At 32.4% G+C, this 19,977-nt stretch carries 15 protein-coding genes; 9 read left to right on the top strand and 6 right to left on the bottom strand.

What is annotated here, in order from left to right; all coding sequences use genetic code 11:
* The first annotated feature begins 222 nt into the window (after positions 1-222).
* The 4 genes from leuC to leuB all read left to right on the top strand — a co-directional run bounded on the left by leuC (position 223) and on the right by leuB (position 4,952).
* Positions 223-1,629, top strand: coding sequence for a 3-isopropylmalate dehydratase large subunit (gene leuC, locus H0I23_RS05415; protein ID WP_216785438.1), 1,407 nt, complete (start codon positions 223-225; stop codon positions 1,627-1,629).
* Between the two features lie 20 nt (positions 1,630-1,649).
* Positions 1,650-2,246, top strand: a complete 597-nt coding sequence (gene leuD, locus H0I23_RS05410) for a 3-isopropylmalate dehydratase small subunit (RefSeq protein ID WP_216785437.1) — start codon at positions 1,650-1,652, stop codon at positions 2,244-2,246.
* 52 nt (positions 2,247-2,298) lie between these two features.
* Positions 2,299-3,816, top strand: coding sequence for an alpha-isopropylmalate synthase regulatory domain-containing protein (locus H0I23_RS05405; protein ID WP_216785436.1), 1,518 nt, complete (start codon positions 2,299-2,301; stop codon positions 3,814-3,816).
* Positions 3,817-3,896: 80 nt separating this feature from the next.
* A complete protein-coding gene (gene leuB, locus H0I23_RS05400) occupies positions 3,897-4,952 on the top strand; it encodes a 3-isopropylmalate dehydrogenase (RefSeq protein WP_216785435.1) in 1,056 nt (351 codons plus the stop codon).
* A 75-nt stretch (positions 4,953-5,027) separates the two neighbouring features.
* On the opposite strand, the gene glyA is transcribed toward leuB, so the two are convergent.
* Entirely contained in the window at positions 5,028-6,305 is a 1,278-nt protein-coding gene (glyA, locus tag H0I23_RS05395) for a serine hydroxymethyltransferase (protein WP_216785434.1), read from the bottom strand.
* Positions 6,306-6,418: 113 nt separating this feature from the next.
* Between glyA and fahA the strand changes: the two genes are divergently transcribed.
* Positions 6,419-7,708 carry a fumarylacetoacetase gene (gene fahA, locus H0I23_RS05390; RefSeq protein WP_216785433.1) on the top strand — a complete coding sequence of 430 codons (1,290 nt, stop codon included), beginning with the start codon at positions 6,419-6,421 and terminating at the stop codon, positions 7,706-7,708.
* An 89-nt stretch (positions 7,709-7,797) separates the two neighbouring features.
* Here the strand turns inward: fahA and ytxJ are convergent, their stop codons facing one another.
* A complete protein-coding gene (gene ytxJ, locus H0I23_RS05385) occupies positions 7,798-8,193 on the bottom strand; it encodes a bacillithiol system redox-active protein YtxJ (RefSeq protein ID WP_216785432.1) in 396 nt (131 codons plus the stop codon).
* Positions 8,194-8,363: 170 nt separating this feature from the next.
* Here ytxJ and clpB point away from each other — a divergent pair, with 170 nt between their 5' ends.
* Positions 8,364-10,961 (top strand): ATP-dependent chaperone ClpB, encoded by a 2,598-nt coding sequence (gene clpB, locus H0I23_RS05380; RefSeq protein WP_216785431.1) that lies wholly within the window; start codon positions 8,364-8,366, stop codon positions 10,959-10,961.
* A gap of 114 nt (positions 10,962-11,075) precedes the next feature.
* Complete coding sequence (locus tag H0I23_RS05375) at positions 11,076-11,672, top strand: TetR/AcrR family transcriptional regulator (RefSeq protein WP_216785430.1); 597 nt, start codon at positions 11,076-11,078, stop codon at positions 11,670-11,672.
* A gap of 73 nt (positions 11,673-11,745) precedes the next feature.
* Here H0I23_RS05375 and H0I23_RS05370 read toward each other — a convergent pair whose 3' ends face one another.
* Entirely contained in the window at positions 11,746-13,776 is a 2,031-nt protein-coding gene (locus tag H0I23_RS05370; RefSeq protein ID WP_216785429.1) for a transketolase, read from the bottom strand.
* 312 nt (positions 13,777-14,088) lie between these two features.
* Between H0I23_RS05370 and H0I23_RS05365 the strand changes: the two genes are divergently transcribed.
* On the top strand, positions 14,089-14,619 hold the full coding sequence (locus H0I23_RS05365; RefSeq protein ID WP_216785428.1) for a histidine phosphatase family protein: 531 nt from the start codon (positions 14,089-14,091) through the stop codon (positions 14,617-14,619).
* Here the strand turns inward: H0I23_RS05365 and H0I23_RS05360 are convergent.
* The gene (locus H0I23_RS05360; protein ID WP_216785427.1) at positions 14,616-15,362 is read right to left on the bottom strand and encodes a DUF6503 family protein; all 747 of its coding nucleotides are present in this window, start codon (positions 15,360-15,362) and stop codon (positions 14,616-14,618) included. The genes H0I23_RS05365 and H0I23_RS05360 overlap by 4 nt on opposite strands.
* A 120-nt stretch (positions 15,363-15,482) precedes the next feature.
* Here H0I23_RS05360 and smpB point away from each other — a divergent pair, with 120 nt between their 5' ends.
* Complete coding sequence (gene smpB / locus H0I23_RS05355) at positions 15,483-15,944, top strand: SsrA-binding protein SmpB (protein ID WP_216786034.1); 462 nt, start codon at positions 15,483-15,485, stop codon at positions 15,942-15,944.
* Positions 15,945-15,948: 4 nt separating this feature from the next.
* Here the strand turns inward: smpB and H0I23_RS05350 are convergent, their stop codons facing one another.
* On the bottom strand, positions 15,949-17,484 hold the full coding sequence (locus H0I23_RS05350; protein WP_216785426.1) for a YifB family Mg chelatase-like AAA ATPase: 1,536 nt from the start codon (positions 17,482-17,484) through the stop codon (positions 15,949-15,951).
* 64 nt (positions 17,485-17,548) lie between these two features.
* A complete protein-coding gene (locus H0I23_RS05345; RefSeq protein WP_216785425.1) occupies positions 17,549-19,939 on the bottom strand; it encodes a penicillin acylase family protein in 2,391 nt (796 codons plus the stop codon).
* Positions 19,940-19,977: the final 38 nt, after the last annotated feature.

The following is a 19,977-nucleotide window of genomic DNA, read 5'->3' as shown; positions in this document are numbered from 1 at the left end:
TATAGGCATCAAAAATGTCTTATAATGTCATATGAAAATGACATAAATTAAAATCAAGATAATCAGCTTGTTACACAATAAATCGTTTGTTAAAATATATCACAATTTAGTGTTGAACATCGTAATTCTAAACACAAGTTACCCCTTATAGTTTATATACATTTATTAGATTTGTAATTGCTCGTATAGAGAGTAAAATATTAAAGTTTTATCAGAAGAAAAATGAAAAAGACATTATTCGACAAAGTATGGGATTCGCATGTTGTTAAACATGTAGAGGACGGACCAGATGTATTATTTATAGACCGCCATTTAGTGCACGAGGTTACTAGCCCTGTTGCTTTTTTAGGTCTTAAAAATAGAGGTATAAAAGTACTTTATCCAGAACGTACATTTGCAACTGCAGATCATAACACTCCAACTATTAACCAACACTTACCAGTTCAAGATCCACTTTCTGCTAACCAATTAAAGGCTTTAGAAGAAAATGCAAAAGAGCATGGTGTTAGTCACTGGGGTCTAGGCCACCAAAAAAATGGTATTGTTCACGTTGTAGGTCCTGAATATGGAATTACGCAACCTGGAGCAACTATTGTTTGTGGTGATTCACATACATCTACCCACGGTGCATTCGGAGCTATTGCTTTTGGTATCGGAACTTCTGAAGTAGAAATGGTATTGGCTACGCAATGTATTATGCAGCCTAAGCCTAAAAAAATGAGAATTAATGTTAGTGGTGATTTAAATTTTGGTGTTACTCCAAAAGATGTTGCTCTTTATATAATTTCTAGATTAACAACTTCTGGGGCTACTGGATATTTTGTTGAATATGCTGGTGATGTTTTTGAAAACATGACTATGGAAGGTCGTATGACTGTTTGTAACCTAAGTATTGAAATGGGTGCTCGTGGTGGTATGATTGCTCCTGATGAAAAAACTTTTGAATATGTAAAAGGCCGTGAGTTTACACCAACAGGTGCTGCTTGGGATAAAGCAATGGCATATTGGGAAACATTACATACTGATCCAGATGCAGAATTTGATAAAGAAATTTATTTTGATGCTGCTGATATTGAGCCAATGATTACTTATGGTACCAACCCAGGAATGGGAATGGGCATTTCTAAAACTATACCTAATGCTGAGCAAGTAGAAGGTGGTGTTAGCACATTTAAAAAGTCATTAGGTTATATGTCATTCAATGAAGGCGACAACATGATTGGGAAACCAATTGATTTTGTTTTTATTGGTAGTTGTACTAATGGTCGTATTGAAGATTTTAGAGCCTTTGCTTCTATTATTAAAGGAAGAAAAAAAGCACCTAATGTTACAGCATGGTTAGTACCAGGTTCTCACCAAGTAGAAGCTGCTATTAAAGAAGAAGGTATTTTAGATATCATACATGAATCTGGTTTTGAACTTAGAGAGCCAGGTTGTTCTGCTTGTTTAGCAATGAACGATGATAAAGTACCTGCAGGAAAATTAGCAGTAAGTACTTCAAACAGAAACTTTGAAGGTCGTCAAGGACCAGGATCAAGAACACTATTAGCTTCTCCTCTAGTTGCTGCAGCTGCTGCAGTAACAGGCAAAGTTACAGATCCAAGAGAATTGATGAAAGAATTAGTTTAATCTTTAAAGAACACCTTAAAATGGCTTACGATAAATTTGAAATATTAACAAGTACAGCTGTACCACTTGCTATCGAAAACGTGGATACAGATCAAATAATACCAGCTCGTTTCTTAAAAGCTACTACACGTGAAGGCTTTGGAGATAACCTTTTTAGAGACTGGCGATACAATAATGACAACTCTCCTAAATCTGATTTTATTTTAAATGACGATACTTATTCCGGAAAAATTTTAGTTGGTGGTCGTAATTTCGGATCAGGATCTTCTAGAGAACATGCTGCTTGGGCAGTTTATGATTATGGTTTCCGTTGTGTAATATCTAGCTTTTTTGCAGATATTTTTAAAGGAAATTGTTTAAATATTGGTGTTTTACCTGTTCAAGTAAGTGCCGATTTTTCTAACAAAATTTTTGTTGAAATAGAAAAAGATCCAAAAACAGAAATTGAAGTAAACTTAGCAGATCAAACAGTTACGCTAAAAGCTACTGGCGAAAAAGAATCTTTTGATATCAATGGATATAAAAAAGATAACATGCTTAACGGTTTTGATGACATTGATTACTTAGTTAATGTAAAAGATAATATTGTTGAGTTTGCTAAAAACACTCCTTTATAGAACTTTTATTTCCTAAAGAAATATAATTGATACCCATTTGAGGTACTAGAGAATGAAAAAAAGAAAAATTGAAATAATGGATACAACACTCCGTGATGGTGAACAAACATCAGGAGTGTCGTTTTCAGTTTCGGAAAAGCTTACCCTTGCCAAGTTATTGTTAGAAGAGTTAAAAGTAGATCGCATTGAAGTTGCGTCTGCTCGTGTTTCTGACGGTGAATTTTTAGCTGTAAAACAAATTACAGAATGGGCAAATGAAAAAGGCTTTATAGATAAAGTTGAAGTACTTTCTTTTGTAGATAAGGGCATATCTCTAGATTGGATGATTGATGCTGGTGCAAAGGTTCAAAACCTTTTAACGAAAGGCTCTTTAAATCATTTGAAACATCAACTAAAAAAAACACCTCAAGAACATTTTTCTGAAATAGCTGCTGTTATCTCATCAGCACAAGAAAAAGGTATTGAAACCAATGTTTATTTAGAAGATTGGAGTAATGGAATGCGCAATTCGCAAGAGTATGTATTTCAGTTTTTAGACTTTTTAGCAACACAACCTATAAAACGTATCTTATTACCTGATACATTAGGTGTGTTAACACATTATGAAACGTTTGATTTTATTGATGCGATTGTTAAAAAATATCCACAACTACATTTCGATTTTCATGGTCATAACGATTATGATTTGAGTGTTGCCAATGTAATGGAGGCTTTAAAAGCTGGTTGCCATGGTTTACATTTAACAGTTAACGGAATGGGTGAACGAGCTGGTAATGCTCCATTAGCTAGTGTAGTTGCCGTAATTAATGATTTTCTTCCTGAAATAGAGACTAGTGTAAAAGAATCATCTTTATATAAAGTTAGTAAGCTAGTTTCTGCATTTACTGGTTTCGGAATACCAGCAAACAAACCCATTGTTGGCGCAAATGTATTTACACAAACTGCAGGAATACATGCAGATGGAGATAATAAAAATAACTTATACTTTAATGACTTATTACCAGAAAGGTTTGGTCGTAAACGCCAATATGCTTTAGGTAAAACATCAGGAAAAGCGAATATCCAGAAGAATTTACAAGAGTTAGGACTTACATTAAATAATGATGAGCTAAAGAAGGTTACGCAACGTATTATTGAATTAGGTGATAAAAAAGAACGCGTAACAAAAGAAGATTTACCATTTATTATTTCTGATGTTTTAGATAGCGAAGGCTACCAAAACAAAGTAATCATAAAATCGTTTTTACTATCTCACGCAAATGGCTTACAACCAGCTGCTGCAGTTGCTATTGAAATTGAAGGTGAGTTTTACGAAGAACACGCCCAAGGTGATGGCCAATTTGATGCTTTTATGAATGCACTTAAAGTCATCTATAAATCGATGAAAATCAATCTACCAAAATTGATTGATTATGCAGTTCGTATACCACCTGGTAGTAGCTCTGATGCTTTGTGTGAAACTGTAATTACTTGGGAGCAAAACGGGAAAGAGATTATAACTCGTGGGTTAGACTCTGATCAGACTGTTTCTGCAATAAAAGCAACTGAAAAAATGTTAAACATCATTTAATCTATTGTTTTAGAAAAAGACAAAACATATAATTAATAATAAAGTGAAGCTCTTAAAAGCGGAACGAAAAGCAAATAAAGATGAAATTAAATATTGCCCTTTTAGCAGGAGATGGAATTGGTCCTGAAGTTATAGACCAAGCAGTAAAAGTATCTGATGCGATAGCAAAAAAATTCGGTCATGATTTAAGCTGGACTCCAGCTTTAACAGGTGCTGCTGCAATTGATGATTGTGGAGAACCTTACCCAGATAGTACGCATGCAATTTGCGAAGCTGCTGATGCTGTTCTTTTTGGAGCTATTGGTCATCCTCGTTTTGATAATGATCCTTCTGCAAAAGTAAGACCTGAGCAAGGTTTATTAAAAATGCGTCAAAAATTAGGGTTATTTGCTAACGTGAGACCTACTTTTACTTTTCCTTCATTAATTGATAAATCTCCATTAAAAAGAGAGCGTATTGAAGGTACTGACTTAATCATTTTAAGAGAACTTACAGGTGGTGTTTATTTTGGTGAAAGAGGAAGAAAAGACAATGGAAATACTGCTTTTGATACGATGACGTATACAAGAGCTGAAATACAACGTTTAGCTAAAAAAGGTTTTGAATTTGCTTTAACTCGCTCTAAGAGATTATGTTGTGTTGATAAAGCTAATGTACTTGAATCTTCTAGGTTATGGAGAGAAACAGTACAAGCTATGGAAAAAGATTATCCAGATGTAGAGGTTACTTATGAGTTTGTTGATGCTGTTGCAATGCGTTTAGTACAATGGCCAAGCTCATACGATGTAATTATTACTGAAAATTTATTTGGTGATATATTAACTGACGAAGCTTCTGTAATTTCTGGTTCAATGGGTTTAATGCCTTCGGCATCTGTTGGTGAAAAAACTAGATTATACGAACCAATTCATGGTTCTTATCCACAAGCAGCTGGTAAAGATATTGCAAACCCATTGGCAACTGTATTATCTGCAGCAATGATGTTTGAAGATTTTGGTTTAACTGATGAAGCTGAGGCGATCAGAGTAGTTGTAAACAAATCTTTAGCTGAAGGTTATGTTACTGAAGATTTAGCTGATGGAGGAACTTCATATAAAACAAGTGAAGTTGGAAATTGGTTAGCTAAAAATATTTAATTCTAGTTCAAAATAATAGTAAAGAAAAAGCCTCTGAAAAATATTCAGAGGCTTTTTTATATATAAAGCTTTAGCTTAGCAAGCGTAGAACAATTCTCTACCACTCATTAATGCATTTACTTTTACTTTTACAGCTTCTAAAACATCATCATTTTCCCAATTAACAAGTGCTTCATCAACTAATTCAACTATAGTTTCCATTTCAGCTTCTTTTAAACCTCTTGTTGTTATTGCAGCAGTACCAAAACGCACACCCGATGTAACAAAAGGAGATTTATCATCAAAAGGAACCATGTTTTTATTTGCAGTAATATCAGCTTTCACCAAAGTATTCTCTGCATCTTTACCTGTAATGTTTTTATTACGAAGATCAATTAACATCATATGGTTATCAGTACCACCAGAAATTATTTCATATCCTTTTTTCACAAAAGCTTTTGCCATTGCATCAGCATTCTTTTTAACTTGTAAAATATACGTTAAATATTCATCTGTTAATGCTTCACCAAAAGCAATAGCTTTAGCAGCAATAATGTGCTCTAAAGGTCCACCTTGGTTTCCAGGAAAAACAGCTAAATTTAATAGAGCAGACATTTTACGTAGGCTACCATCTTTTAATTTAATTCCGAATGGGTTTTCAAAATCTTTACCCATCAATATTAAACCACCTCTTGGTCCTCTTAAAGTTTTATGTGTTGTCGTTGTTACTATATGACAGTGAGGAATTGGATCATTTAAAATTCCTTTAGCAATTAAACCAGAAGGATGAGAAATATCAGCCAATAATAAAGCACCCACACTATCAGCAATTGCTCTAAATCTTTTAAAATCGATATCTCTAGAATATGCAGAAGCACCAGCAACAATCATCTTTGGTTTTTCTTTTTCTGCAATTTCTTGAATTTTATCATAATTCAACATTCCAGTTTCTTTTTCTACTCCGTAAAATACTGGATTGTATAATCTACCAGAAAAATTTACAGGAGAGCCATGAGTTAAATGCCCACCGTGAGATAAATCGAAACCTAAAATTGTATCACCAACTTTTAAACAAGCATGGTAAACAGATGCATTTGCTTGCGAACCTGAGTGAGGCTGTACGTTAGCGTATTCAGCACCAAACAATTCTTTAGCTCTGTCGATTGCTATTTGTTCTACTTCATCTACAACTTCACAACCACCATAATAACGTTTTCCTGGGTAGCCCTCTGCGTATTTATTGGTTAATACAGATCCTGCTGCTTCCATTACCTGTTCACTTACAAAGTTTTCAGAAGCAATAAGTTCTATTCCGTTAAGTTGACGCTGTTTTTCTTCAGCAATTAATTCAAAAATTTGATTGTCGCGTTGCATAATAAAATAAACTGTTAAATGAACTGTAAAAATACAAATTGACAACCGTAAATTAGAAGAAAATAATATATTTGATTAAAGAACTTATTAAACATCAATTAACAATTTCGAATATGCCATTAAAAACAAATAACCCAAATAGAAAGTCTTGGATTGAAGTATCTTCAAATTCTGATTTTCCAATTCAAAATATTCCTTTTGGAGTTTTTTTAACGAGAGATGATGTTATTACTATTGGAACAAGAATTGGAGATCATGCTATTGATTTAGGTGCATTACACCAACTTGGATATTTTAAAGATATTCCTTTAACAGATGATATTTTTTTACAGGATACTTTGAACGATTTTATATCTGACGGAAAAAAAACATGGCGTTTAGTTCGTAATAGAATCTCTGATATTTTTGAAAAAGATAACTCATCTTTAAGAGATAATGAAGAACATAAAAAAGTAGTTCTTTTTACAATGGAAGAAATAGAAATGCAATTGCCAGTACAAATTGGTGATTACACTGATTTTTATTCTAGTAAAGAACATGCTACAAATGTGGGTACTATGTTTAGAGACCCTGATAATGCATTATTGCCTAATTGGCTTCATATACCTGTAGGTTATCACGGTAGAAGCTCATCTATAGTACCAAGCGGTACACCTGTTCGCAGACCGATGGGCCAAACAATGCCTGCTGGAGCAACAGAACCAGTTTTTGGACCTTCAAAATTAGTAGATTTTGAGTTAGAAATGGCTTTTATAACTACAGATGCTAACTTACTAGGAGAACCAATTCCTGTAGATGAAGCAGAAGATTATATATTCGGAATGGTACTTTTTAACGACTGGAGTGCTAGAGATATTCAAAAGTGGGAATATGTTCCGTTAGGTCCATTTTTAGCAAAAAACTTTGCTTCATCAATTTCTCCTTGGATTGTTACTATGGATGCTTTACAACCTTTTAAAGTAAATAGTCCAGAACAAAACCCTGAGCCATTACCATATTTACAACAGACAGAAAAGAAAACATATGATATTAATTTAGAAGTTTCAATTACTCCTGAAAACAGTACACCTACAACTGTTACCAAGTCTAATTTTAAATACATGTATTGGACTATGGCACAACAATTAGCACACCATACCGTAAATGGTTGTAATGTTATTAGTGGTGATATGATGGGTAGTGGAACTATTTCCGGACCAACACCAGACTCTTACGGATCAATGTTAGAATTAAGTTGGGCAGGAAAAAACTTGATTAATTTAAATGACGGAAGTACTCGTAAATTTATAGATGACAACGATACAGTAACTATTACTGGGTATTGTGAAAAAGATGGATTCAGAATTGGGTTTGGAGAAGTTTCAAGTAAATTACTTCCTGTATTTCAACCTAAAAAAAAGTGATTTTCAAACAAAGTAAAATCTAATTATAAATAACATAAAAAGCCTTCAAATTATATAATTTGAAGGCTTTTTATGTTATAAATTCATTCTTAAATAAAAGAACTTAAATCAATATTATTAATCTCTCCATGAGATGCATGTGCTACCGCTACCCCATTTTTTATCACTAATAATTGTGGTGATTGGTGTAATACTTGAAATTTGTAGCCTGTTTCGTTAGAAACTTCTCTATTACTTAATAAATCTAAATAATACAAATCTGCTTGATCTTCTGTAAGGTTATACGAACTTTTAAGGGTATTAATAACCATTCTACTGATTCCGCAAGTTGTAGAATGTTTAAAAATAATTTGTGTTTTAGCACCAGATTTTTCCTTTATTTCCTCTAATTGATCTAAAGACGTTAATGGTATCCATGCAAGATCTTTCTTTTCAATTTTTTCACCCTTATCTTTATTTCCAAATAGACCATCAAATAATCCCATATAATATATTTCTTTTTTTAATCTGTCGATATCTAACCAAAAAACTTACAGACTGACGTATTGTCTTTTAAAAACACTCACAATAAGACAAAATGTCACTTTCGTAGTATTGGTAAGATTATTGATTTTATCTTATCAAAAGTAAACAATAACAAAAATAATATCCACATATGAACATAAATAATTTCACTATAAAATCGCAAGAAGCTGTGCAACAAGCCCAGCAACTCGCACAGGAGCTTGGACATCAGCAAATAGAAAATGAACACCTATTTAAAGCTATAACACTAGTTGATGAAAATGTCACTCCTTTTATTCTTAAAAAATTAAATGTTAATACCACTATTCTTTTCCAAATTATTGACAAAGAGCTAGAAAATTTTCCTAAAGTTTCAGGAGGAGAGCTTATGTTTTCAAGAGAAACATCTAAAACCTTAAATGAGGCTACTAGTATTGCTAAAAAAATGTCTGATGAATATGTTTCGATAGAACATTTATTGTTAGCTATTTTTAATTCGAAGAGTAAAATTGCTCAAATATTAAAAGACCAAGGTGTATCTGAAAAGAATTTCAAAGCTGCCATTGAAGAATTAAGAAAAGGTGGTAAAGTAACTTCTCAAAGTGCTGAGGACACTTATAATTCTTTAAATAAATTTGCGAAAAACTTAAATGAAATGGCAGATAACGGAAAGTTAGATCCTGTTATTGGTCGTGACGAAGAGATACGTAGAGTTCTTCAAATTTTATCTCGAAGAACAAAAAATAACCCGATGTTAGTTGGTGAGCCAGGTGTTGGTAAAACAGCAATCGCAGAAGGACTTGCTCATCGAATTGTACAAGGAGATGTACCTGAAAACTTGAAAGACAAGGTTATATATTCTCTTGATATGGGTGCACTTATCGCCGGTGCTAAATACAAAGGTGAGTTTGAAGAACGCTTAAAATCTGTAATTAAAGAAGTGACAACATCTGATGGTAACATCGTTTTATTTATTGATGAGATACATACTTTAGTTGGTGCTGGTGGCGGAGATGGAGCAATGGATGCTGCTAACATTTTAAAACCTGCATTAGCCAGAGGTGAATTAAGAGCTATTGGAGCTACGACATTAGACGAATATCAAAAATATTTTGAAAAAGATAAAGCTCTAGAACGAAGGTTTCAAAAAATCATAGTTGATGAGCCAGATACAGAAAGTGCAATTTCTATTTTAAGAGGTATTAAAGATAAATACGAAGCACACCATAAAGTACGTATTAAAGATGAAGCCGTTATTGCAGCTGTTGAATTATCGCAACGTTATATTACAAATCGTTTTTTACCAGATAAAGCAATTGACTTAATTGATGAAGCTGCAGCTAAACTTAGGATGGAAATAAATTCTAAGCCTGAAAATCTAGATGTTCTAGATCGTAAAATCATGCAGTTAGAAATTGAAATAGAAGCTATCAAACGAGAGAATGATAAAACAAAACTTAAAACCTTAAATCTTGATCTTGCTAACATAAAAGAAGAACGCAATGAAATATTTGCAAAATGGGATAGCGAAAAAACGGTAGTTGATGATATTCAAAAAACAAAATTGAATATTGAAGAGTACAAACTTGAAGCAGAAAGAGCAGAACGTAATGGTGATTATGGTAAAGTAGCTGAATTGCGTTATGGTAAAATTAAAGAGGCACAAGAGAAACTTGAGAATCTTCAAATTGTTTTAGAAGAGCAGCAAGAAGGTGACTCTATGATAAAAGAAGAGGTTACTAGTGAAGATATTGCGCAAGTCGTAGCAAAGTGGACAGGTATACCTGTTGTTAAAATGTTACAAAGCGAGCGTGAAAAGCTTTTACAATTAGAAAGTGTTTTACATAAACGTGTTGTAGGCCAAGAAGAAGCTATACAAGCAGTTTCAGATGCTATTAGAAGAAGTCGTGCAGGATTACAAGATGCTAAAAGACCGATTGGATCATTTTTATTTTTAGGCACTACAGGTGTCGGAAAAACAGAACTTGCAAAAACACTTGCCAGCTATTTGTTTGATGATGAAACAGCTATGACTAGAATAGATATGAGTGAATACCAAGAGCGTCATTCTATTAGCAGATTAGTTGGTGCACCTCCAGGATATGTTGGTTATGATGAAGGAGGTCAATTAACAGAAGCTGTTCGAAGAAGACCATACTCTGTTGTATTATTAGATGAAATAGAAAAAGCGCATCCTGATACGTTTAATATTCTTTTACAAGTACTTGACGAAGGTAGACTAACTGATAATAAAGGTAGAATTGCAGATTTTAAGAATACTATTATTATAATGACAAGTAATATAGGTAGTCACATTATTCAAGAAAAATTTGAAGCAAATAAAGATATTTATAGTGCTACAGAAGCTGCTAGAGTTGAAGTATTAGGTTTATTACGAAAAACAATTCGACCTGAATTTTTAAATAGAATTGATGACGTAATTATGTTTACTCCTTTAAGCAAACAAGACATTGTTAAAATAGTTTCTATACAGTTAAATCAACTTAAAAAAATGTTGATCAAACAAAATATTACTATTGATGCAACAAATGAAACCATTCAGTATTTAGCAGAAAAAGGATATGATCCACAATATGGAGCTAGACCTATAAAAAGAGTAATACAAAAGGAAGTACTCAATACATTATCAAAAGAACTGTTGAGCGGTAATATTACGGCTGACAGTGTAGTATTAATCGATTCTTTTGATGATAAATTAGTTTTTAGAAATCAGGCAGAATTAGCTTAACTACTATTATTGTTAATTCAATAAAACATCCTTGTGAAAATAAGGATGTTTTTTTATAACTTTACTTATACCATACAGTATATAATTTTTTATATTCGTATAAAATACCATTAAATGAGTACAAAAGCAGAAAGAACAAAAGTTTTTATCGTAGAGACTGTTGCCCCTATTTTTAATAAATTAGGCTACATAGGTACCAGCATGAGCGATTTAACTGAAGCTACTGGGCTTACCAAAGGTGCTTTATATGGTAATTTCGAAAATAAAGAAGCGCTAGCATTAGCTTCTTTTGAGTATAATACGAATTTATTATTGACAGCAATTGACGATAAAATTGCTATTGAAGGTTCATCTTTAGATAAACTATTTTCATTAACAGATTTTTATAGGCATTATGATTCATTTACCCAACCTATGGGTGGTTGCCCTATTTTAAATACTGGTATTGACGCTAAGTATAATAATAAAATGCTTACTGCTGCTTCAAAAGAAATTGCAAAAATAGTAGAAGGTAAAATCGCTTTAGTTTTAGAAAATGGCGTAAATAATGGTGAATTAAAAATACCTGTATCACCATTACAATTTGCAAAACAAATGTATACGATGATTATGGGTGCTGTAGCCATGGCTACAATATCATCTGATCGAAAATATTTACTAAATACAATTACTTATCTAGAACACCTTATAAATCAAGAAATAAAAAAGTAATTTTTTATTCAGAATAAAAAAAAAGTCTAACATGTATATGTTAGACTTTTTTTATTTTATAATAATATTGATTCTATCCTAAAAATTCAATTACTTGCTCATAAACTTTCTCGCCAGTAAATCCGAATTTATCATCTAAAACAGTAGCTGGTGCAGAGTAACCAAAATGATCTAAACCAAATACTTTACCATTAGCTCCTGCTAAACCTTCTAAATTCACAGGTAAACCAGCTGTTAAACCAAATACAGGTTTGTCAGTTGCAATTACACTCTGTTGGTATTCTTTAGATTGTTTTCTAAATAACCCTTCAGAAATAATAGAAGCTATATTAACTTTTAATCCTTTTCTTTCTTCTAAAAGTGCAGCAGCAGCAATTAATGTAGCAACTTCAGATCCGTTTGCTATTAAAACAACATCAGGATTAGCGACTTCTTTAACTAAGTAACCTCCTTTTTCAGAAGCTAATGCATCGTTGTATCTAGATTTTCCAACTAATGGAATATCTTTTATCCCTTGTCTTGATAAAATAAGACCAGATGGTACTTTATCATTTTCCAATAACATTTTCCAACCTACTACTGTTTCTGCAGAATCCGCAGGACGTAAAGCTATAAAACTAGCATCACCGCTATGATTTTTTAATTTCTCTAATAATCTTATTTGCGCCTCTTGTTCAATTGGCTGGTGTGTAGGTCCATCCTCACCTACTCTAAATGCATCATGCGTCCAAACAAATTTAACTGGCAATTCTTGTATTGCACTTAAACGAATAGCTGGCTTCATGTAATCAGAGAATACAAAGAATGTAGCTACTACAGGAATAACACCACCGTGTAATGCCATACCATTAGCCATTGCCGCCATTGTTAACTCAGCAACACCAGATTGTAAGAAAGAACCGGTAAAATCTCCTTTTTGTAGAGAATGTGTTTTATTTAAGAAGCCATCTGTTTTATCACTGTTAGATAAATCGGCAGAAGAAACAATCATGTTTTCTACTTTACCTGCTAAATAACCTAAAACATTTGCTGAAGCAGCTCTAGTCGCTAAACCATCTTTATAAGCAATAGACTCAAAATCTAATTCTGGTAATTTACCAGCTAAGAAACCATCTAATTTTTCAGAAAGAGCTGTATTATCTTCTCTCCAAGCAGCAATTTCTTGTTTTTTAACTTGAGCTTCTTGAATTTTTCTTTTTATTATTTCTTTATAAGATGCCTTAACATCATCATAAATAGCAAACTCGTCTTCTGGGTCAGCACCTAAGTTGATTAATGTTTTTACAAAATCAGCTCCAGTATCACCAATTGGTTTACCGTGTAATTCAGTATACCCTTCATACATTGTGCCATCAGCAGTAACACAACCTTTACCCATTATTGTTTTACCAATAATTAATGTTGGTTTTTCTGTTTCTGCATTTGCATCTTTTAATGCTTGTCTTATCTCTTCATGGTTATGACCGTCAATAGTTACTACTTTCCAACCCCATGCTTGATACTTCATTGCAGTATCTTCAGATGTAACTTCATCTGTTTTAGTAGATAATTGAACATCGTTAGAATCGTAGAACATAATAAAATTGTTCAATCCTAAATGTCCAGCCAATCTACCTGACCCTTGAGATATTTCTTCTTGAACACCACCATCTGAAATAAAACCATAAATTTTATGATTCATCCAATCGCCAAAACGAGCTTGTAAAAATTTAGCAGCAACTGCAGCTCCTACACCCATTGTATGACCTTGACCTAATGGTCCAGATGTATTTTCAATTCCTCTATTCACATCCACCTCTGGGTGACCTGGAGTAACAGAACCCCATTGTCTGAAGTTTTGAACATCAGATTTAGAAAAATTATCTAATAAGTAATATTGGGAATACATTAATGGTGATAAATGCCCTGCATCCATAAAAAAACGATCACGGTAAGGCCATCTCATATCAGAAGGATCATAATTGAAAAATTCCGAGTATAAAATATGCATATAATCTGCTCCACCCATAGGTCCACCAGGATGCCCTGAACTTGCTTTCTCAACCATCGAAATAGCTAAAGCTCTTATATTATCTGCTGCTAACTGATCTATTTTTTTATTCATATTACTGTTTTCAAGTTTAAAATTTACTGTGATAGTATATAATTAACAAATTAAATACAAACTGCAAGATAATTACCTTTATCGCTATCTGCAACCTATTTTTTCTGTTTAATTTAATCACTACGAATTTATGATTTTCTGTTAAAAAAATCACGGAAACAATGCTAATTAAAAGATAATTAACAATCTTTTGCAATCTTTAAATGATTACGTATTTTCATAAACATAAAACTAAAGCATACTATATTTACAGTTATTGAGTTATATATTAACACAAGATTACAACAACCTATAAATTTTAGTTTTACCAATATGAAAACTATCAAACTTCTATTATTATCTTTTATTTTAATTTCTATTACAAGTTGTAAAGATGATGCTTCAACTGAAATTGAAAAAACAGAACCTGAAATATCTACTTTTTACTTTATTAGGCATGCAGAAAAAGACCGCAGCAACCCTGAGAATCTTGATCCAGAATTAAATCAAGAAGGATTAGGCCGATCAATTAGATGGGAACGTGTTTTTAGTGAAATAGATTTAGACGAGGTTTACTGTACTGATTACGAAAGAACAATGATGACTGGCGCTCCAACAGCTATCAATCAAGATATAATGGTTAAATATTACGAACCAGAAAGTCTCAATTACGAAGATTTTAAATTTTTAAACCAAGGCAAAAATGTTTTGGTTATCGGACATAGTAATACTACACCTGATTTTGTAAATAAAATGATTGGAGAAGATAAATACGAACAAATGGACGATTATGACAATAGTAGTCTTTTTATTGTACGATTTATAGATGACAAGCCTACTTCAATTCGTTTAAAAATGGATTAAATTTCTTGATTTACTTCTATATTTTTAATGTCAATTTTAGAAAGCAATTCTAATTGATTCTTTTCAAACAAATCAGACATTTGCATTAATGTAGCGCTTTCATTTTTAGGTTTATAATTTTCATAATCAGCAAATCTAATACCGTTTACAAAACGTTCGTTATATGCTTTTCTAAAGCGTACTCCTCCTCCATTAACATGAAAATCGTATGCTAAATAATCAATCTTAAATGTTTTTTTATTTATCCAATACAAGTAATTATCTTCAAAATCTACACCACCACCATTTTCATCAAAAGTTACTTTTACTAAATAATAAGACTTGTTTTTGACAACTTCTTCTTTTAAAAACTCTTTTTTGGCAGCTGCATCATTTAAATGATAAGGTAATTGCGCAAAATAATGTACTGAATTAATTGAATTACTGTATAATGAAGCTAAAGAATCTGAAATAATTACAGGAGTATCATTAACAAAACGTTGAAAATTACTATCTCTTTTAATATCTATATAATTTATAGAATCGCTAAAAAAAGAACGTTTTTGAGTTTTTCCACCTTCTTCTGAAACATATTCTAAACCTCTAAATTTAAAACATATTTTACTCGTTTCATATCGTTCGCCGCCAGATACTTCTATCGATTTATCTACAATCTCATTAACCGATAAGGTGACTTCTGTAGCCTTCTTTTCTTTACACGAAAAAAATAAAACCATACAGATACTTAGAACTAAATTTTTCATATTTCTTTATTTTGACTTACTACTTAATCGTAAACATGTTTCAAGCATTACAAAAATATACTCTAATATATTAAATCTAAGATTGCATATCAGCCATTTGTTGTTATTTTTGTTGCTGTGATACAAAAGAATATAAATATAAAGAATAAAAGAGCCCGATTCGATTTTGAATTATTGGATACCTATATGGCTGGCTTAGTGCTGTCTGGTACCGAAATAAAATCTATTAGGTTGGGTAAAGCTTCTATATCTGAAAGTTTTTGTGAATTTAATGAACAAGGAGAATTGTTCATTATTAACATGCAAGTAGATGAATATTCTCACGGATCACATTATAACCATGCTCCTAAAGCTGCTCGAAAGTTATTATTAAATCGTAAAGAGCTTAATAAGCTTGAGAAAGAAGTAAAAAATACAGGTTTAACTATTGTACCTCTTAACTTATTTATAAATGATAGAGGTTTTGCTAAAATCAACATCTCACTAGCAAAAGGTAAAAAACTGTTTGACAAACGAGAATCTATAAAAGACAGAGACAACAAAAAAAGTTTAGATAGAATTAAAAAGAATTTTAATAATTAGGTTTCTACCCTAACCAACCTTCTCTATCTAAGCTACGATACTGTATTGCTTCTGCAATATGAGTACCTGTTACACTTTCTGAATCATCTAAATCACCAATTGTTCTTGCTACTTTTAAAATACGGTCATATGCCCGTGCAGAAAGATTTAAGCGCTCCATAGCATTTTTTAAAAGTTCTTTTGAAGCTTCATCCATTTTACAATACTTGCGAATATGTTTTGTATTCATCTGCGCATTGTAATGAACATTTTCCATTTCAGTAAATCGAAGCGTTTGAATTTCACGAGCAGCAGTTACTCGTTTCCTAATTTCAACACTACCTTCTCCTTTTCGCTCTTCTGATAATTTATCAAAAGGTACCGGTGTAACTTCAATATGTATATCTATACGATCTAATAACGGGCCAGATATTTTACTTAAATATCGTTGCATTTCTGCAGGTGATGAAGTTACAGGTGCATCTGGATCATTAAAATAACCTCCTGGACTCGGATTCATGCTAGCTACTAGCATAAAACTACTAGGATAAGTTACTGTAAAACGAGCTCTAGAAATTGTTACTTCTCTATCTTCTAAAGGCTGGCGCATTACCTCTAAAACACCGCGTTTAAATTCTGGTAATTCATCTAAAAAAAGAACTCCATTATGTGATAACGATATCTCTCCTGGCTGTGGGTATGCACCACCACCAACGAGAGCGACGTCTGAAATTGTGTGATGTGGGCTACGAAACGGCCTCTGATTCATTAAACCCATATTTTTAATTTTACCTACCACACTATGTATTTTTGTAGTTTCCAATGCTTCATGAAGTGTCATCGGTGGTAAAATTGAAGGTAAACGCTTTGCTAACATAGTTTTACCTGCACCTGGAGGGCCAATTAAAATTATATTATGACCACCTGCAGCTGCAATTTCCATACATCTTTTGATGCTTTCTTGCCCTTTTACATCTGAAAAATCAAACTCAGGAAAATCTAACGTTTTATAAAATTCTGCACGTGTATCAATTATGGTTTGCTCTAAAGGAGTGCTGCTATCAAAATAATCAATTATTTCTTTTATATTTTCGATACCATATACTTCTAAACCAGATACAATTGCTGCTTCACGAGCATTTTGTTTAGGCAAAATAAAACCTTTAAAACCTTCTTCTTTGGCTTTTATAGCAATTGGCAAAGCTCCTTTTATAGGCTGCAAGCTACCATCTAAAGAGAGCTCTCCCATAATCACATACTTCTCTATATTCTCAGATTTTATTTGTCCAGATGCAGTAAGTATTCCTAGCGCAAGTGTTAAATCGTAAGCAGAACCTTCTTTACGCAAATCAGCAGGAGCCATATTTATAGTCAGCTTTTTTCCTGGAATTTTATATCCGTTATTCTGTAAAGCAGCTGCAATTCTATAATTACTTTCTTTAATTGCATTATCTGGTAAACCCACTAAATGGTAACCTATTCCTTTATCCACATTAACCTCTACTGTAATTGTGGTGGCTTCTACACCAAATACTGCACTACCAAAAACCTTCGTAAGCATCAAATCTATTTTCTCTAAATGTAGAAAATAAATATTAATTTAAGAATTATTCCTAAAAGTAACCTTATTTCTTTCTTATTCTTAAAACAGAACTAGCTGTGTTTTTTATCTCTTCTTCATTCATCATCATTTTTCTAAACTCGCCATTAATATACATTTGGGCTTGATCTTTATAATGAGGACTAAATGGATTACCTGATTGCCCCGTTGGCAAAATACTAATGCTATTTTCTATATCAGAGAAATCGATTACCCTACGTGTAGACGGTCCTGTTTTTACTGTATAAATACCATCTTCGGTATAATCAAATAACATATTATTAATTACCTCTCGGGTTCCGTTAACAGGAAATGGACCTACATTAAAAAAAGAACGTAAAGCGTCTACTTTACCTATAGGGTGTTCGTGTTCTAAAGTATGAACTTTACCCCACGTCCATTGCTTGTAGTCTGTACCTAAAGAAGCTTCTAACGTTTCAAAGGCTTTTTTAAAGGAACTATTAATAATATCTGATTTTGTCTCTACACTTTCTGTTGTAGAGTTATCCCACCAAATAGATGATGTTTTACTTGCCATTGGCGCAATTGTTCTTTTCAAAACACTTGTTTTCATTAATTGATCAAAATAATCATCACCTAGCTCATCATTAAAGGTTTCTTTCAAGAAAAAATACACCCATCTATGAAAAAAAGTAGATTCAACACTATTAATAGTAGCTTCTCCATTCCATTTTTTTAATTTAGAAATCAATTTTTTTTGATTTTTAGTTAATCCATCTTTAGAAATCAAATTCGTTAAATTCTCTACAATTAAAGGGTTTGTTTCTGATGTAACATCATTAATCATTTCACCAACAGCCTCTTTATCCCAATCATTTTTAGCATCTAATAAAGTAACTATTCTCTTCGCTCTATTTTCTGGTAAATAATAACCTGGGTATATTTTTCCATTAATAGAATCAGATTGATTATTTGCCGAATACACATAATTCCAATCAGGATTAATAGCATGTGGATTCTCTGAAAAATTTAAATATTTTAACGGCTCTTCATTACCAGAACTCCCATTTAACACAAACTTGGTATTGATACTATCAGGCATTTGATATAATTGTGCCGTAGCAAACCAAGCTACATTACCTTTTGCATCACCATACATAATATTTAACCCGGGTGCATGAATACCAGCTAACGATTTTTTAAAATCATCTGTATTTTTAGCGTGTATGACACCATTAAACGCATTTAAGGTATTGTTTTCTAGTTTTGTGTAAATCCAAGACATCGCTATCGGTCGATTTCCGGTTATTTGTTCAGCAATACCATTCATTACAGGGCCGTGAATCGTTTTTTTATAGCTAAAATTAACATCCTGAGAGTCTTTTACTTTTATTGTTTTTTGTACTATTTCAATATCTTTCCATTCACCTTTGTATTTATATTTTGTTGTGTCAGACGAATGCAATTCTTCATAATAAAAATCAATATCGTCGTTTTCAAACATGGTAAGTCCGTATGCAATATTTTTATCATGACCTAAAAGCGGAAAAGGAACTCCAGCTAAATAATACCCGTATTTTTCATACGTTGGTGTTACCACATGTGCCTCATACCAGATTGAGGGTTGAGAAAAACCAATATGTGGATCGTTGGCAAAAATCACTTTCCCATTTTTAGTTTTCGATGGAGAAATTACCCAGCTATTACTGCCCTCAAACATAGGCACAGGTAATTTTTTTAAAGTAGAGAATGCTACTTCAGATACTGTGTTTTTAATATCAGTAGAATTTTGAGTGTCAAAATTTTTAATAGATTCTAAATTAAAATCTATATCAATTTCTAAATCTTGTAAATATTCATACCCCAATTTATCTTTAATATTAGACATTAAAGGGTCTGTTTTATGTGCCATTGCAAAGCTGAAAGCCATATAACCAATGGTATTATATACGTCTTTAAGTATAAAAGGTTTTTTTTCAACACCAGTTAAATAAAATTCTACAGGTGTTGGCCCTTCTTCAATAAAAGCGTTGATACCATCTAAGTAAGCTTGTGTAAATTTTACAGTTTCTGAATTAATGTCCAAGTTTTTCACTGTCTCTTCCGATGCTTCATCAATACCCAAGCTTAATAAAAACTTATCAGTAGAAACTAAATCTTTTCCGAATACTTCTGATAGTCCGCCCCTACCAATTCTTCGAAGTAATTCCATTTGCCATAGTCGATCTTGCGCATGTACATAGCCTAAAGCTCTATAAGCGTCTTCTTCTGATTGTCCATAAATATGAGGTATTCCATAAGTATCAAAATAAATTTCTACTTCACTTTCAAGTTCAGGTAATTGAAGTTCACCATCATACTTTGGCTTTAGTGTTTGTATAAAAATGAATATACCAATAGCTATAACACCAAGAACAACGAATAAAACAAGAGATATTTTTTTAATTCTTTTCAAAGCAAAATTATTTTACAAGAAAGATAAGATATAAAGAA

The sequence above is a fragment of the Cellulophaga sp. HaHaR_3_176 genome (genome assembly GCF_019021925.1).
Classification (GTDB): Bacteria; Bacteroidota; Bacteroidia; order Flavobacteriales; family Flavobacteriaceae; genus Cellulophaga.
This window is presented reverse-complemented; position numbering and strand designations above follow the sequence as displayed.